The organism is Streptomyces sp. NBC_00306 (genome assembly GCF_036169555.1).
GTDB classification, from domain to species: domain Bacteria; phylum Actinomycetota; class Actinomycetes; order Streptomycetales; family Streptomycetaceae; genus Streptomyces; species Streptomyces achmelvichensis.
The window spans coordinates 6,666,901-6,682,367 of the sequence record NZ_CP108032.1 but is presented as its reverse complement, the minus strand read 5'-3'; the positions used below and the strand labels follow the sequence as shown (position 1 = coordinate 6,682,367).

Here is a 15,467-nt window from a genome sequence, read left to right as displayed (position 1 = left end):
ACGCGGTGGACCCCACAGCGCGGCCCACGCTATCCGGGCGACGCCGTCCGGCCGAGGGGGGCGATCGGCACCTGCGGCCCCTCGGACTCGTTCAGCCAGCGCCGCAGGACCTCGTGCACCTGCTCCGCCCCGATCAGTTCGGCGCCGCAGCTCACGGGCGGTGACAGCTCCAGCGGCGACAGCAGGAAGGGCTGGGACTGCTCGCCCCCGAGGCCGCCGTGGGAGCCGATCTGCGCCTCGAAGGCGTGGACGGTGCCCGTCTCGGGGTCGTACATCGAGTTGACCATGATGTCCGCGACGTGCGGGAAGGAGTCGGTACGGCGCACGGCATCGGCCGCGCCTGCGCCGAACACCGCCAGCGGGCCGTCGTCGTCCAGCTCCGCGAGCGGGATCTCCACTCCGCCGGGGCCGAGGACCAACGAGCCGTGCTTCTCGCTGCGCACCAGAAGAAACCCGACGCCCGGGTGGCCGGCGAGCGTCCGCAGCAGGGCGGGGTGGCGGGCGTCGATCTCCTCCCGGCTGAGCCGCTCGGGCACGTCGGGAAAGGAGATCAGTGCGAGATTGCCGGAGGCCAGCACGATCGGTTCGGAGCTCGGTGCGGCGACTTCGTCCCCCTCCGCCAGTGGCCGGTGCAGAGCGGTGTGCAGGGTGTGGCGCGCCGCGTCCCGCGCTTCCGCGCCGCTCCTGGAGCGTTCGGCGCGCCGGGACACGGGCAGGCCGCAGCCGGCCCGGACGAGGTCCTTGAGGGTGAGACCGTAGGCGCCCTCGAAGGTCTGGCCCGGGCTCTGCCCGTGGTCGGACAGCAGCACGATCCGGTAGCCGCGCGGGGTGTGCTCGGAGACCTTGGCGATCAGGGCGAGCGATCGGTCGAGCCGCTCCAGGACCTGCATCGCGTCGCGGCTGTGCGGTCCCGAGTGATGGGCCACTTCGTCGTAGGCGACGAGGTCGGCGTAGACGGCGGTGCGCCCTGCGAGCATGTCACCGAGCACCGCGGCGACAACGACGTCGCGTTCCACGACGGTCGCGAACGCCCGGATGAAGGGGTAGAGACCGCCGCGGCCGATCCGCGGTGTGTCACCGCGCAGCCGCGCCCGCGTCGACTGGCGGATCTCACGGACCACTTCGGCGAAGAAGGCGCCGGCCGTGCGGACGGCGTTGGCGGGGTCGGAGAAGTAGGCGAAGTACCCGGCCCGGGAGCGGTTCGCCCTGCCACGCCTGGCGGCGATCGACAGCACCAGCGCGAGCTGGTCGGCGCCGCCGCTGAAGAGGTTGCCGCGGCTGGCTCCGTCGACGGTGAGCAACCCGCCGTCGCCGGTGCGCTCGATGGCGCGGCGCTGGAGCTCGGCCGCGCTGGCGGGCCGGTTGCTGACCATGACCCGGCGGGTGTCCTTCTCGTACCAGCGGAAGGCGGGGACGTCGTGGTTGCTGCCGTGCAGGATGGCGAGCTGGCTGGCGCCGGTCTGACTGGACCAGTCCGTACGCCAGGGGGTCAGCCGGTGGGTCGTGGCGAGCCACTCGGCGACGGTCGGCATCACACCGTCCTTGGCCGCGCGCTGGAGCACCTCGTGACCGACTCCGTCGAGCTGGAGGAAGACCGTGCCGTCGGCGGCGGTACGGCCGACGTCCTCACCGCGTCTTCGGCGGCGCCGGGTGGCGAGCCGGGAGAGCCGGCGCCGGTAGGCGTTGTCGTCGTGCACGGCGAGGGCCGTGGAGGTCGCGGAGGCGACGGCGGACATCACGGCGGCGACGAGGACCGCGGTCTCCGGGGCCGCCTCTCCGCCGCCGTCGGGGATCAGCCGGAGCGCGAGCAGCAGCAGGGAGCCGTTGAGGAAGAAGACCAACAGGCCGAGCAGGAGTGCCGGTACGAGCAGCAGCGCCCGTACCACCACCGGCCACACCAGCGCGCTGAGCAGACCGAAGGCGCCCGCGCCCCAGGCGGCCGTCACCGCGGTACGGGTGATGCTCTCGCCGTCCTCGGACTGGAGCCGGAAGTCGGGCAGCAGCCCGGCGAGAGCCAGCATCGTCAGTGTGGAGACCATCCACACGGCGACCACTCGCAGCGGGGTGCTCCCCGCCCTGCGCCATCGGCTTTCGACCACGCCGCTTCCACCTCACCCCTGGATCAGGTCTCCAGCGTGGCACAGCGGCGGTCATGATCCGCTCGCGCGTCCCCGCAGGCCGGGGCCGCGGGTCAGCGGCCGTTGTAGCCGGCGGTCGGCATGGAGAGCCTGCGATGGACGTCCGCCTTCATGGCCGCGTCGTAGACGGGCTCGTCCAGGCCCGCCGTCTCCAGCCGTACGCCACGGCGCTCGCACTCGGCGACGAAATCCCGCACCGACGTCAACGCCCGTGCCAGCACCCGGTCGTTGGGGGCGACGAAGAGATCCACCTCGCCGGCGTCCACATCGGCCCACAGCCCGCAGTGGTCGTGCCGCAGCCCGTAGAACAGCAGCTGCCGGGTGACGACCCCGCCCTTGTCGGCGGCCCAGCGGGCGCACATCGCGTGCTGACTGCGGGTGTCCACCAGGAACGGGTCGCTGTCGAGCTCCTCGAGGGGCGTCAGGCTGGCGATCGCCGCCACTCGTAAGGCATCCATCAACATCCCCCTGCGCTCTGCGGTCGCGCCGACCCTACTCCGGCCGGACCGGCTCCAGGGAGCGCGCACCGAGGCGCATCAGAGGGCGCGGCGGGAGCGGGCTGAGGGCTCGTGCGCCGGGACGCCCATGGCCTGCGGGGAACGACAGACCATGGGCGCCAGGCCTGCTCGGAACGACAGGCCATAGGCTCGGACGGGTACCCGCCCGCGAAACGGGCAGTGGTTCGCAGAACGGTCCTCGTGGTTCGCACAACGGGCCGACGTGGGCAGAAGGAGGCGCTGCGTGCCGGTGGAAGTCACCTGGTGGGGTCATGCCACCTGCACGGTCGAGGACTCCGGGGTCCGGGTGCTGACCGACCCGTTGTTCGTGCGCCGGCTCGCGCATCTGCGCAGGCGGCGCGGGGCCGTGCCGCCGCCGGAGGCCGCCGTCGCCGACGCGGTTCTCGTCTCCCATCTGCACTCCGACCATCTGCACCTGCCCTCACTGGCCAGGATCGCGCCGGGCACTCCGCTGATCGTGCCGGAGGGCGCGACGCGTTCCGTGCCGGGCCTGAAGCGGCTGCGGCTGCCGGTCACCGAGGTGCTCCCCGGTGACGAGGTACCGGTCGGCGACGTGGTGGTGCGGGCGGTGTCCGCCCTGCACGACGGACGGCGGCTGCCGGTCGGTCCGCACCGGTCGCCCGCGCTCGGCTATGTGATCACCGGTGAGGCTCGCACCTACTTCGCCGGGGACACCGGACTCTTCGACTCGATGGCGGACGAGGTCGGTCCCGTCGATGTGGCACTGCTGCCGGTCGGCGGCTGGGGTCCCTACCTCGGGCACGGGCATCTGGACGCGCACCGGGCCGCCGAGGCACTGGTCGCCCTCGCGCCGGGTGCCGCGGTGCCGGTGCACTACGGCACGTACTGGCCGATCGGCCTGGACGGCGTCCGCCCGCACGAGTTCTACGCCCCGGGCGAGGAGTTCCTCCGCAAGGCGGCGCGGATCGCACCGAAGGTGGCCGTGCACCGGCTCGGCCACGGTGAGCGGGTCAGACCGGAGGCGAGGCGGTGAGCTCGAAGGCCGCGGAGCTGTTCGGGCAGCTGTCGGACTTCGTGGCCCAGTTGCCGCCGGAGTCCACCCAGCAGGCCGTCACCTATCCCTCGCTGTTCCTGCTGGTAGCGCTGGGAGCCCTGGTGCCCGTGGTGCCGACGGGGGCGGTGGTGAGCTCCGCGGCGGTGGTGGCCTTCCATCAGACGTCCCCGCTGAGCCTGCTGTTCGTCTTTCTGGTGGCGTCGTTCGCCGCATTCCTGGGCGATGTGACGCTGTACTGGCTCGGGCAGCGCGGCGTCGGGTCCAAGAACGGCTCGCGCTGGCTGGCCGCGCTCCGCGACCGCGCGGCGCCGGAGCACCTCGAACAGGCGCAGAGCAAGCTGGAGGACCACGGGGTGGCCGTCCTGGTGCTGTCGCGGCTGGTACCGGCGGGGCGCATCCCGGTGATGCTGGCCTGTCTGCTGGCCAAGATGCCGTTGCGCTCCTTCGTGCGGGGCGACATCCCGGCGTGCCTGGCATGGGCGGCGACGTACCAGCTGATCGGGATACTCGGCGGCTCGCTGTTCGACGAACCGTGGAAGGGCGTGGTCGTCGCGGTGGCGCTGACGGTGGTGCTCAGCGGGGCGCCGCCGCTGTGGCGCCGGTGGCGCCGGAAGGGGCACCGGCCGGGGTCGTCGGGGCAGCATGCGTAGAGGCTCTCGGGTCGGGTCACGGCCGTCCCACAGGCACCTGCGAGGGTCCCGTCAGCCCGCGTCCAGCACCCGCGACCCGCCGACCGGCAGGTCCCACAGCTGCTCGCGCGGCCGGCCGGTCCGCTCCCACGCGGCGCGCACCCGGACGAGCGGTTCGAGGACGGGTTCCGCCGAAAGGACGAACGTCCCCCAGTGCATCGGGGCCATGTGCCGCGCTCCGAGATCCTCGAGGGCGCGCACGGCCTCCTCCGGATCGGTGTGCACATCGCTGAGCCACCAGCGCGGGGCGTAGGCACCGATGGGCAGGAGCGCGAGATCGAGACCGGGGTGGCGGCGGCCGATCTCGCGGAACCAGTGGCCGTAGCCGGTGTCGCCGGCGAAGTACACGGACCGGCCCAGCCGGTCGCCGAGCACCCAGCCGCCCCACAGCGAGCGGCAGGTGTCGACGAGTGTCCGTTTGGACCAGTGGTGGGCCGGTACGAAGTCGAAGCGGACGCCGTCCAGCTCCGCGCCCTCCCACCAGTCGAGCTCGGTCACCCGGGTGAAGAGCCGGCGGCGGAACCAGCGGCCGAGGCCGGCGGGGGCGAAGACCGGAGTGTGCCGCGGCAGTCTCTTCAGGGTCGGAGCGTCCAGATGGTCGAAGTGGTTGTGGCTGATGACCACGGCGTCGACGGGCGGCAGGTCCTCCCAGCGCACCCCGACGGGGGTGACCCGGGCCGGGGTGCCGAAGATCCGGCGGGACCACACGGGGTCGGTCAGCACGGTGAGCCCGCCGATGCGCAGCACCCAACTGGCGTGTCCGGCCCAGGTGACGGCAACGGTGGTGGCGTCGACGGCGGGCAGCGGACCGGGTTCGAAGGGCAGCAGCGGGATGTCCTGGAGGCCGTCCCGGCCGGGACGCACCGCGCCCTCACGGGCGAGGCGGGCCATGGCCCGTACCCCGGGCAGCGGAGCGGTCAGGCGGTCGGCGAACGAGCGGGGCCAGTGACGGATCTCGCCGATCGGACGGGTCCGGAGCTGCGGCCGTACGCCGGCGGTCAGGGACGCGGTGGGCTCCGGGGTGGTGAGGGCCGGTCCCGCCGCCCCCGCACGGTCCGCCGCCCCGGGCGCCTGGTCGGTCCGGTCTGCCTGTCCCGAGTGCTCCGCCTGTTCGGTCTGTTCCGTCATCCGGGGCTCCGTTCAACGCAGTTCGTCGAAGGCCGTTCCAAGAATGCTCAATGCCCTGGATACGTGCGGCAATTCCAGGGGCGCCGGTGAGGTGAGGGATGCCTGACGCTGTTCGGGGCCGGCGCCCAGCAGCGGCCCCGCGGCCAGCCGCACCCGCAGCTCACCCAGCTCGTCACCGAACCGGTGCCCGCCGGGCGCGGGTGACCCGAGACGGTCGCTCAGATACTCCTCGAGCTCCATGGAGTCGGTCACACCCAGCCGGGCGAGGGGGGCGCGCAGCGGGCCGAGGTCGGCGTAGAGATGCCGGCCGGCCTGCGGCGGGCGGGCGACCGCTCCGGAGACGAGCACGGCGTGGTGCATCGCGGTGGTCACCGCCCCGTACAGCCCGGCCGCCTGCTCCGACCTGGTGACGACGGGCGCGGGCTCGTCCAGTGCCAGGGCGGCGGCGGCCGCGACGGGTTCCGCCACCACGGCGCCGAGGGCGGTGAGGATGTCGAGGGTTCTGGCGCGCCGGGCGGCCCCCTGGTCCGTCGGGGGGAACCGGGCGACGGCGACCGGCCACGAGGCGGGCATCAGCCCGCCGGCCAGATCGCTGAGCACGGTGACCTCTCCCGGGCACATCTCCGCCGGGCTCACCAGCACCGTCTCGTGCAGCCGGTGGAGGGTGTCCCGCCAGGTCTCGTCGCTGATGATGAGCAGGCCCTCGGCGACGGCAGCCTCGCAGGCCTCGCGCATGAGCTCGGGCGGCGCCACGGTCGCGGTGGGGTCGTCGGCGACGGAGAGCAGCAGCAGCCCCGGGTCGCCGCCCTCCGCCCGCACCCGTCGCACGGTCTCCAGCAGCGCGTACGGGTCGGGCACGCCGCCGCACTCCGCCGGGGTCGGCACGTGGTAGGCGGGCCGGCCGAGGAGCCGGGCCTGCGGGGTCCACCATGCGGGGCAGGGCCGGGGCAGCAGCACGTCCCCGCGGTGGGCGGCGATGAGGGCGAACAGCAGGGGCTGAGGGCCGGAGGCGGCGACGACCTCGTCGGACCGGCTGCGCAGCCCGCGCCGCGACCAGTAGCCGCAGGCCGCTTCCCGCAGCTCGGCGCCGCCGCCCGGCGGCTCGCCCACGGGCCGTGCGGCCGCCGCGGCGGTCGCCTCGGCGAGCTCGGGCAGGACGGGGAGTCCCGGTTCGGGCGCCGGCGGTCCGTAGCGGACAGGTCCGCGGCCTTCCGGCTCCGTCCGCTGCATGCCGCCGCCTCCGCCGTTCGTGTCCCGAGGGCCCGCCCGGCCCACGAGCCCTTTATACGGAGGTTTGCCCGAGCCCGCCGTGCGGGAGAGCCGGTCCGCGCGAACGCAGCAGGGGCGTCAGACGACGGTGACGGGATGGCGGACCACCGCGTCGAAGAGATAGCCCTGGGTGTTGTGGACCGACCGCGCCGGCTGGGTGTTGCCCGAGCGGTCCGTCGTCCGGGCGAGCAGGTCGGCCGGGCCGGTGCTGCGCGGTCTCCAGTCGGCGGTCCAGCGGACCCAGCCGTTGCGCCGTGGAGTGTCGCGCAGCCGGGTCCGGCGCCAGTGGCTCCCGCCGTCGGTGCTGATCTCGACCTCGCGCACCGGGGCGGCGGCCGACCAGGCCCGGCCGGTCAGCCGAAGGGTCCGGCCCGCTTCGAGGGTCGCGCCGAAGGGCAGCTCGATGGCGCTCTTGATCGTCTGGCGAGTGAGCGGAGCACTGCCGCCGGGCGGGTGTGCGGGCCCGAAAAGGCGGTAGAAGTCCGTGTTCCACGGCGAGGCGAGCGGTGTGTAGCTGACCTCGATGTCCCCCAGCCATTTGATCGAGGCGATCCCGATCCAGGAGGGGACGATCACGCGGACGGGAAAGCCGTGGTCGTACGGCAGGGGTTCACCGTTCATCTCGTACGCGAGGATGACGTCGTCGAGCGCCTTGGCGAGCGGCAGCGGGCGCCGCACCCGGCCGAGGTCGACGCCGCTGCTGACGAAGGGGTCGTCCAGACCGCGCGGCATGACGTCCACCGCGGACGAGGAGACCCCGGCGTGGTGCAGGACGTCCCGCAGCCGGACCCCGCGCCAGCGCGCCGCTCCGATGGCACCGAGCGTCCAGGCGGTTCCGGTGACCGGCTCGCCCTGCTGGGTGGTGTAGAAACTGCGGCCGTTGCCCGCGCACTCGACGACCGCGGTCCGGGTGACCGAGGGCAGGGACCGGAGCCGGCCGTAGCTGAAGTCGACCGGGCGGCGGCCGTGCAGTCCGCTGCCCCAGACCGTCAGCTTCCAGTCGCTCTCCGCGATCCGTGGGGTGGAGGTGTGGTTCCGCACGAAGAAGTGGTCGGCGGGGGCGAGCAGACCGGTGGTACGCAGCGCCGCGGGGTTGGTCTCGGCGTTGGTGCCGCGCACGGTGAAGATCTCCGGTGGGAGCGGCTTGAGAATGCCGGGGGCGGCAGGGCCCGCGGGTGCAGCCGCGGCGGGGGCGACGGCCGGCAGGTGGGCCGCGGCGGGTGCGGCGACGAGCAGTCTCAGCAGGTCACGACGGTTCAGGGCAGAAATCACCACAAACTCCACGAAATCAAGAAGGCGTCAGAGGCAGGGGTGTTGGTCGAACGGAACGCCGGTGAGGCGGAAGAGACGCGAAGGCCGGAGGAATCCGGGAGGTGCGTCCGGAATCAACAGGGACAGGAGGACCGCGGGCGGCGCGAAGAAGCGGCCGGGAGCGCGCGGTTGTGCCTGTCGACGACCATGCCCCTGATCGTAGGCGGTGGAAGTCCTTGCGTCGGGGTGTTCGCGGATGCCGGACGGACAGGTGCCCGATGGCGGACGTTCAGCGTGGCGGACCCGTCCACGGGGTACCCGCGACCCATGTCTGACGCTCATACACAGGTGAACCCTCAGCTCCGGGACAGAATCTCGGCGCTGCTCAGCAGCTGGGACCGGCAGATTTTCAGCACCGTGGCCGCCCGGGAGTGGCCGGGTGCCGAGCCGGTGCTGCCACGGCTGAGCCGCAGCGCCAACCACGGACTGCTCTGGTTCGGTGCGGCGGCAGGGATGGTCGCGCTGGGGCGCAGCCCCCGCTCCCGCCGGGCCGCCGTGCGCGGGGTGGCGTCCCTGGCACTGGCCTCGGCCACCATCAACACGGTCGCGAAGCGGTCGGTGCGCCGGGCGCGGCCGATGCTGGACGCGGTGCCGGTGATACGGCAGCTGAAGCGGCAGCCCTTCACGACGTCCTTCCCGTCCGGGCACGCCGCCTCGGCCGCCGCCTTCGCGACCGGTGTCGCCCTGGAGTCCAAGAGCTGGGGCGCGATCATCGCCCCCGCTGCGGTCTCGGTGGCGTTCTCCCGTATCTACACGGGCGTGCACTACCCGAGCGACGTCCTGGTGGGGGCGGCGCTGGGCGTCGGGGCGGCCTTCGCCGTCCGCGGGGTGGTGCCGACCAGGTCCCAGCTGCCGCCGCCCGGCCGGCCGCAGACCAGCGCGCCCGTACTGCCCGGCGGCGACGGCCTGGTGGTCGTGGTCAACCGCCAGTCGGGATCGGCGGACTCGTCGCACCTGCTGCAAGAGGCGCTGCCGATGGCCGAGGTCGTGGAGTGCGAACCGGAGGATCTGCACGCGGAGCTGGAGAAGGCGGCCGGACGCGGACAGGCGCTGGGCATCTTCGGCGGCGACGGCACCATCAACCGGGCGGCTGTCGTGGCCGCGCACCGCGGTGTGCCGTTGGCGGTCTTCCCCGGCGGTACGTTCAACCACTTCGCCTACGACCTCGGCATCGAGTCGGTCCACGACACATGCCGAGCGCTCGCGGGCGGCGAGGCCGTCAAGGTCGACCTCGGCCGCTTCACGCCCGGCCCGCCCGCAGCCCAGGGCAAGGAGCGCTCCGGATACTTCCTCAACACCTTCAGCCTGGGCGTCTACCCGGAACTGGTCCGCATCCGCGAACACTGGTCGCCGCGGATCGGCGGCTGGCCGGCGGGGGTGCTCGCGGCGCTGGTCGTCCTGCGCGGCGAGCATCCTCTGGAGGCCGACGTCCAGGGTCGCCGGCGCCCGATGTGGCTGCTGTTCGCCGGCAACGGCATGTACCAGCGCATGGGGCCGACGCCCGGGCACCGGCAGGACCTCGCAGACGGACTGCTGGACGTACGCGTCGTGCACGGCGGCCGGTGGCCGGGCGTGCGCCTGCTGGCGGCGGCACTCGCGGGACCGCTGAGCCGGTCGCCGGTGCACGCGGCCCAGAAGCTGCGCAGGGTCCGCATCACGGGCCTGGCGCCGGGCACTCCGCTGGCGTTCGACGGTGAAGTGACCGAGGCCCCCGGTGAGTTGGTCATCGACAAGGCGGCGGAGGCGCTCACGGTCTACCGGCCGCAGGCGCTTCTGTGACCTCGGGCGGGCAAGGACTCACGTCGAGGAGCGTGAGCTCGGCGGCGCGTCGTGCGAACCCGGCGGCGCGTCGTTCGAGCTCTCGTTCGAGCTCACAGGCGCGTCGCGCGGGGCGGGGAGTTCCCGACCCAGGCGGGCGAGTGGGGACACAGCCATCACCGCCGGGGACAGCATCATGCCCGCGGCCGTCACCAGCAGGCCGGCGCGCAGTCCCCACTCCTGCGCCAGGATTCCGCCGAGCAGAGAACCGAGCGGGGTCAGTCCCATGCCGACAAACGTGATCGTCGCGGCCGCGCGGCCCTGCATCCCGGCCGGAGTGACGGCCTGCCGGACGGCCATGACCGTGACGTTCACCAACTGGCCGCCGAGCCCGAACACGAAGCCGGCCGCGAGGAGTACGGGAATCGTCACCGCGGAGGAGCCGCGCAGCGCGGGCACGCACAGGAACACGCCGTCGCCGAGTACCGCCGCGCACACGAGCACCACGCCGTGGCCGAACCGGCTCGGCAGGCGGGCGGCCAGCAGCGCGCCCAGCAGCGCGCCGGGTCCCGCCGCCGCGAGTACCAGCCCTACGACCGTTCCCGACAGGTGCAGTTCCCGCGGCAGGAAGAGCAGATAGACGGTCATCATGGCCGCGAAGGAGAACTGGAAGGCGGCCGAGGCCAGGCACACGGCCCGCAGTGCGGTGTCGCCGGCGACGAATCGCAGGCCCTCCTGGATCCGCCGCCAGACGCCTGGGGGACGTTCCGCGCGTTCCGGGGCGGATTCTGAGCGGCGGATCCGCCGGATCGACAGGAACGACAGCGCGAAGAACAGTGCGTTGGAGGCGGTGGCGAGCGGCGCCGACAACAGGGTCACCAACGCACCGCCGAGAGCGGGACCGGCGATCTGCGCCGCGGACCGGCTGCCCTCCAGCGCGCTGTTGCCTCGCACCAGTCGGTCGCGTTCCACCAGCCGTACGAGAGACGCCTGGTAGGCCACGTCGAAGAACACGGACAGGGTCCCGACGGCGAAGGCGAGCGCCGTCAACGCGGGCAGGCCGAGCACGCCGAAGAGGCCGGCCACGGCGGCGGCGCCCAGGACGAGAGCCCGGCCGACGTCCGTGAGCACCATCGTCGTACGGGTCCGCCATCTGTCGACCCACGCGCCGGCGAAGAGCGAGAGCAGCAGGATCGGCGCCTGCCCCACCGCGCGAAGGGCACCCAGTTGGCCGGCGCTGGCGTCGAGTGTCACGACGGCGAAGAGCGGCAGGATCACCAGATGGGCGTGTTCGCCGAGTTGGGAGGCTGTCTGCCCCATCCAGAGTCTGCGGAAGTCGGCGTCCCGCCACAGGCTCGACGGAGCAGGCCGGCCGGAATCGGATACGGCGGAGGATGCGGACGGCACGGGGATCCCTCGGGTTGCCGACAACGAGGCCCGTCACCCGGCGCGTCTCAGGCGCACCGGTTCGGGCAGGGGAAGGCTCGCTGTGCCGCAACGTCAAGGGCAGCACGCGATGACAGGCCGGTCACGGCCTACAACGTCAACGCGCGCTCGGACGACCGGGCATCTCTGGCTCCTCGTGGGTGGCTCGCTGCGCCGGAACCCTAGCCTTCCCGAGCCCGACGCGAAAGGCGATCTCGCTCGCCCACCTGGATACGGGTGAGGGGGCGTCCACCGCGGTGGACGCCCCCTCATCTCGCCTGTCCGCACACTCCCGTTGCCGGGTCGGGGACTTGCCTCGGAGATCTACTCCTTCTCGCGCGCGTGCGGCACGGCCGGCGGTGTGACGGGCGGCGGGCCGACCGGGCTCCCGGCGGGCGGTACGACCGGGGGCGCCTCCGGCATGGGCGGCTCCTCGACCACCGCCGGGGTTCCGGTCGTCCCGGCGACGGCCGCATCCGGCCCCGGCTTGGCGGCGCGCTTCATCATCTCGGCCGCGGCCAGCAGCAGAACGGCGACGATCAGGGCGGCCGCCCAGCCGGGTATCACGAGGGCGAGCGCGAGGACGGCGCTGGCGACGACCGCCGCACCGCCGTAGAGACCGGCGGCACTGGCGCCCGCGTACATACGGGCGGCGTGCCGCTGCTTCTTGGTCTGCTCGCGCAACTCGTCCTTGAGGGCGTCCCGGACGACCTGCGCAACATTCTGAGCCGCGAGATCCGACAGGTTCGTGTCCATGGGGCGCGGGTACCCGGCGGCCTCGGTGCCTAACGCGCCACGCCCGGTCCGCGTCCATCATGCAAGACGCGGGTCTCAATATGCGGCGGAGCGCCCTAGGCTGTTCTCATCATCCGGGGCAGTTCGCACCAGAGGAGATCCGGCCATGCCGCAGGAGACCGCCGTCTACACCCACGGTCACCACGAGTCCGTACTGCGCTCGCACACCTGGCGCACCGCGGCCAATTCGGCCGCCTACCTCCTCGACGAGCTGCAGCCCGGCATGAGGATCCTCGACATCGGTTGCGGCCCGGGGACCATCACCGCCGACCTGGCGGCCCTGGTCCCCGAGGGCCATGTCACGGGCGTGGACCTGGCCGCGGACATCGTCGGCAAGGCCCGTGAGCTGGCGGCCGAACGCGGGCTGGGCAACACGGACTTCACCGTCGCCGACGTCCACGCACTGGACTTCCCCGACGACTCGTTCGACGTCGTCCATGCGCATCAGGTGCTTCAGCACGTGGGTGACCCGGTCCAGGCGCTGCGCGAGATGCGACGGGTGTGCCGCCCCGGCGGCACGGTCGCCGCGCGCGACAGCGACTACGGCACCTTCACCTGGTTCCCCGAGACCCCTCTGCTGGAGGAGTGGCTGGACCTCTACCGTCGGGTCGCACGGGCCAACGGCGGTGAGCCCGACGCCGGTCGGCAGCTGCTGTCCTGGGCGCGCGCCGCCGGCTTCGACGAGGTCACCGTCACCGCCTCGGCGTGGTGTTTCGCCGGAGCGCAGGACCGGGCGTGGTGGAGCGGGCTGTGGGCGGACCGGACGACGGCGTCGGTGTATGCCGAACTCGCGGTCGACGGCGGTCACACCACCGCCGACCGGCTGAAGGCCATCGCCGAGGGCTGGCGCGCGTGGGGCTCGCACGAGGACGCCTGTTTCCTCGTGCCGCACGCCGAGGTGCTCTGCCGGGCCTGAACGTCCCGCGGTGGACCGCCATCCCCGCAAGCCCGACCGGCGCCGCGGATCCTCGCATCACGCCCTCAATCGGGCAACTTATTCCACCTCCCCGCCCCCTTTACTAGGCTCTGCCTATGGAGATCCTGGGAACCACGCTGCGCATCTGCGTCGACGACCTGGAGGCCGCGGCGGCCTTCTACCAACGCCTCACCGGCACCGAGCCGATGCGCTTCGAGCGCGGCGGTGTCTCGGTCGCGGCCGTCGGCTGCTTCCTGCTGATGAGCGGCCCCGAGTCGGAGCTCGAAGTGCTGCGCAAGGTGACGGCGACGATCGCGGTCGCCGACGTGGACGATGCGTACGCCACCCTCTCCCAGGTCGGCGCACAGGTCGTGGCCGGACCGGTCCCGACCCCCGCGGGCCGCAATCTGATCGCCGTTCACCCCGACGGCGCGGTCTTCGAGTACGTCGACCGCAAGGCGGTCTGAGCACCGGCCGCCGGGGCAACCGCGTCAGCCCTGCGGCCGCATCCGGTACTCGTACGCGTCGGGCAGCGGGTCGTCCGTCGTGGCCGCCCAGACCTCGTTGAGGATCTCCGCACCCTCCCGCAGGTCGGCGACCTCGAAGCCCTCGTCGAAGACCGCCCGTGCCTCCCGCGGCCGGCCCTCGGCGAGGAGCAGTCTGGCCTCCGCGAGACGGAACCGGCCGCGCTGCCGTACCGCCGGGCGCAGCCGGGACCAGACCGAGCGGGCGTCCGCCGGACGGTCGGCCGCGAGGAGTGCGTCGATCGCCTCACGGCCGAGAGCCGCCAGGGCCGCCGTCCATGCCTCGCCGTCGTCGCGACGCTCCTGGCACAGGTCGTCGAACGCCTCCAGATAGCGTTCGGCGGCCCGTCGGCCGTTGCCGCCCTCCTGGTCCGCGACGGCGAGGCAGCGCAGCAACGGCCAGCGCGAGGGGGCGAGCGCCAGTCCCCGCTCCCAGCTCCGGACGGCCTGCGCGAGATCGCCGGCGTGCCACTGGGCGACACCCAGGTGGTACTCGGTCAGCGGGTCGGCGGGAGCGGTCTCCAGCATGTCCCGCCAGTGCGGGGCGACGAGTGAGGGGCCCGGCGGGGCGACGCGGCGCGGCTCGGGCAGGACACCGCTCGTCAACAGCTCACGCCAGGGCGCCTGTTCCTCGTCGAGCGTCGACTCGTCGAAGGGTGTGCCGGGCAGTTTGTGGCCCGCGCGCAGGACTTCGAGCGCTCCCCAGCCGGATCCGCGGGCGAGCCGGGTGGCCGGTTCGGTGTCCGCGCAGGGCAGCCAGGCCTCGTACGCGGCGTCGACGGTCTCGCGCGGCAGCGCGTCCGCGAGGCGCGCCTCCACCTCGGCACGGGCCGCGCCCCAGTCCTCGCCGTGCACCGTGTCGGGGTCCGCGGCCAGCGGGCCGTACGACTCCAGCCAGCTGAACTCCTCGCCGCCGTCGAGCCGTACGTGTTCCAGCTGGGTGCGGGCGAGACCGGCCTGGATCTCGGCGTATCCCGGGGTGTCCGGCTCGGTCAGCCACTGCTGCCAGCGCCGGCCGCCGCGTCCGGAGCCCCACAGGAACAGCTTCCGGCCGCGCAGGGTGTCGGTCGATGTCTGCACGAGGCCCTGCCCCACGGCGTCCAGGGAGGCGATCCATTTGCGGGCCTCGGGGGGCACTTCGTAGAAGTAGTCGGCCGGGTACTCACTGCGCAGCGGATACGTCCGGTCCGCGCCGCGGTACTCCGGTACGGGCACCCGGCGCAGGCTGCGTTCGTAACCGAAGTGCCAGGCTTCGTCGGCGGGGGCGAGCACGCGGGTGGTCGCGTGCTCCTCGACGGCGATGTTGGACCACCAGTACACGGGCGCGGGCTTCTCGTGCGGATTGCGGATCCGCACGCCGACATGGAGGAACGCGGAGTCGGCGGGCAGCCACAGATCGACCTGGAAGGGCAGGTCCCGCAGCCGTTCCCATTCCCAGAGCCTGACCATCCGGCCGCCGTCCGGGGCCGGCACGACGGCCGCGTGCAGGGGTGCGCAGGACAGTGTGGTGTGGCCGGTCGCGCCGATGTTCCACTCGATGCCGCCGGAGTACCAGGCACCGTTGAGCGCGAAGTCGGCCGGCTGGAACACCGGGTTGCGGTAGAGGAGTTCACGGCCGGTGGGCTTGTGGTGCAGCGAGTGGATCCGGCCGCCGAGGCCCGGGAGCACGGTCGCACGCAGGTGGTCGTTCTCGATGACGATCGCGTCGAGATCGGCGGGGGCGCGGTCGCGGCCGTAGCCGTCCAGTACGCGCACCGGCAGCAGGGTGCGCAACGGCTCGTAGCCGATCTGCCGCGCCATCTCGCGCGGCAGTTCCGCTCTGGTCCGCTCGTCGATCGCGTGCATCTCGTCGAGCGGTCGCAGCGCGGGCAGCGGGTTCGGCGGCCCCACGGGGGCTGCGGGCAGGGTCAGTACGGTGCGCCGGACGGTCGTGGCCAAGGCAACCTCGCTTTGCTCGCCGCGGGGCCGCCGACGGTTCCGG

At 73.1% G+C, this 15,467-nt stretch carries 13 protein-coding genes; 5 read left to right on the top strand and 8 right to left on the bottom strand.

What is annotated here, in order from left to right:
* Window positions 1–29 precede the first annotated feature (29 nt).
* Window positions 30–2,099, bottom strand: coding sequence for an alkaline phosphatase family protein (locus OHA05_RS29795; RefSeq protein ID WP_443043800.1), 2,070 nt, complete (start codon window positions 2,097–2,099; stop codon window positions 30–32).
* A 92-nt stretch (window positions 2,100–2,191) separates the two neighbouring features.
* Window positions 2,192–2,596 (bottom strand): hypothetical protein, encoded by a 405-nt coding sequence (locus OHA05_RS29790; RefSeq protein WP_313943191.1) that lies wholly within the window; start codon window positions 2,594–2,596, stop codon window positions 2,192–2,194.
* Window positions 2,597–2,879: 283 nt separating this feature from the next.
* Between OHA05_RS29790 and OHA05_RS29785 the strand changes: the two genes are divergently transcribed.
* Together OHA05_RS29785 and OHA05_RS29780 are read left to right on the top strand one after the other, a co-directional pair.
* Window positions 2,880–3,650: an MBL fold metallo-hydrolase gene (locus OHA05_RS29785; RefSeq protein WP_313943192.1), complete on the top strand. Its 771-nt coding sequence runs from the start codon at window positions 2,880–2,882 to the stop codon at window positions 3,648–3,650.
* A complete protein-coding gene (locus OHA05_RS29780) occupies window positions 3,647–4,321 on the top strand; it encodes a DedA family protein (protein WP_391837787.1) in 675 nt (224 codons plus the stop codon). The genes OHA05_RS29785 and OHA05_RS29780 overlap by 4 nt, the downstream gene beginning before the upstream one ends.
* Before the next feature lie 51 nt (window positions 4,322–4,372).
* Here OHA05_RS29780 and OHA05_RS29775 read toward each other — a convergent pair whose 3' ends face one another.
* From OHA05_RS29775 to OHA05_RS29765, 3 genes are all read right to left on the bottom strand, one after another.
* Window positions 4,373–5,488, bottom strand: a complete 1,116-nt coding sequence (locus tag OHA05_RS29775) for an MBL fold metallo-hydrolase (RefSeq protein WP_328862208.1) — start codon at window positions 5,486–5,488, stop codon at window positions 4,373–4,375.
* A gap of 12 nt (window positions 5,489–5,500) precedes the next feature.
* Entirely contained in the window at window positions 5,501–6,718 is a 1,218-nt protein-coding gene (locus OHA05_RS29770) for an aminotransferase class I/II-fold pyridoxal phosphate-dependent enzyme (protein ID WP_328862207.1), read from the bottom strand.
* Window positions 6,719–6,835: 117 nt separating this feature from the next.
* The gene (locus OHA05_RS29765; protein ID WP_328862206.1) at window positions 6,836–8,029 is read right to left on the bottom strand and encodes a sulfite oxidase; all 1,194 of its coding nucleotides are present in this window, start codon (window positions 8,027–8,029) and stop codon (window positions 6,836–6,838) included.
* Window positions 8,030–8,335: 306 nt separating this feature from the next.
* Here OHA05_RS29765 and OHA05_RS29760 point away from each other — a divergent pair, with 306 nt between their 5' ends.
* Complete coding sequence (locus tag OHA05_RS29760; protein ID WP_313943196.1) at window positions 8,336–9,847, top strand: bifunctional phosphatase PAP2/diacylglycerol kinase family protein; 1,512 nt, start codon at window positions 8,336–8,338, stop codon at window positions 9,845–9,847.
* An 18-nt stretch (window positions 9,848–9,865) separates the two neighbouring features.
* Here the strand turns inward: OHA05_RS29760 and OHA05_RS29755 are convergent, their stop codons facing one another.
* Window positions 9,866–11,233, bottom strand: coding sequence for an MFS transporter (locus tag OHA05_RS29755; RefSeq protein ID WP_328862205.1), 1,368 nt, complete (start codon window positions 11,231–11,233; stop codon window positions 9,866–9,868).
* 342 nt (window positions 11,234–11,575) lie between these two features.
* A complete protein-coding gene (locus tag OHA05_RS29750; protein WP_328862204.1) occupies window positions 11,576–12,007 on the bottom strand; it encodes a phage holin family protein in 432 nt (143 codons plus the stop codon).
* Window positions 12,008–12,152: 145 nt separating this feature from the next.
* Between OHA05_RS29750 and OHA05_RS29745 the strand changes: the two genes are divergently transcribed.
* The gene (locus tag OHA05_RS29745) at window positions 12,153–12,962 is read left to right on the top strand and encodes a methyltransferase domain-containing protein (protein ID WP_328862203.1); all 810 of its coding nucleotides are present in this window, start codon (window positions 12,153–12,155) and stop codon (window positions 12,960–12,962) included.
* A 116-nt stretch (window positions 12,963–13,078) separates the two neighbouring features.
* A complete protein-coding gene (locus OHA05_RS29740) occupies window positions 13,079–13,429 on the top strand; it encodes a VOC family protein (RefSeq protein WP_313943200.1) in 351 nt (116 codons plus the stop codon).
* A gap of 24 nt (window positions 13,430–13,453) precedes the next feature.
* Here the strand turns inward: OHA05_RS29740 and OHA05_RS29735 are convergent, their stop codons facing one another.
* Window positions 13,454–15,424 (bottom strand): DUF5107 domain-containing protein, encoded by a 1,971-nt coding sequence (locus tag OHA05_RS29735; RefSeq protein WP_328862202.1) that lies wholly within the window; start codon window positions 15,422–15,424, stop codon window positions 13,454–13,456.
* Between the last annotated feature and the right edge of the window lie 43 nt (window positions 15,425–15,467).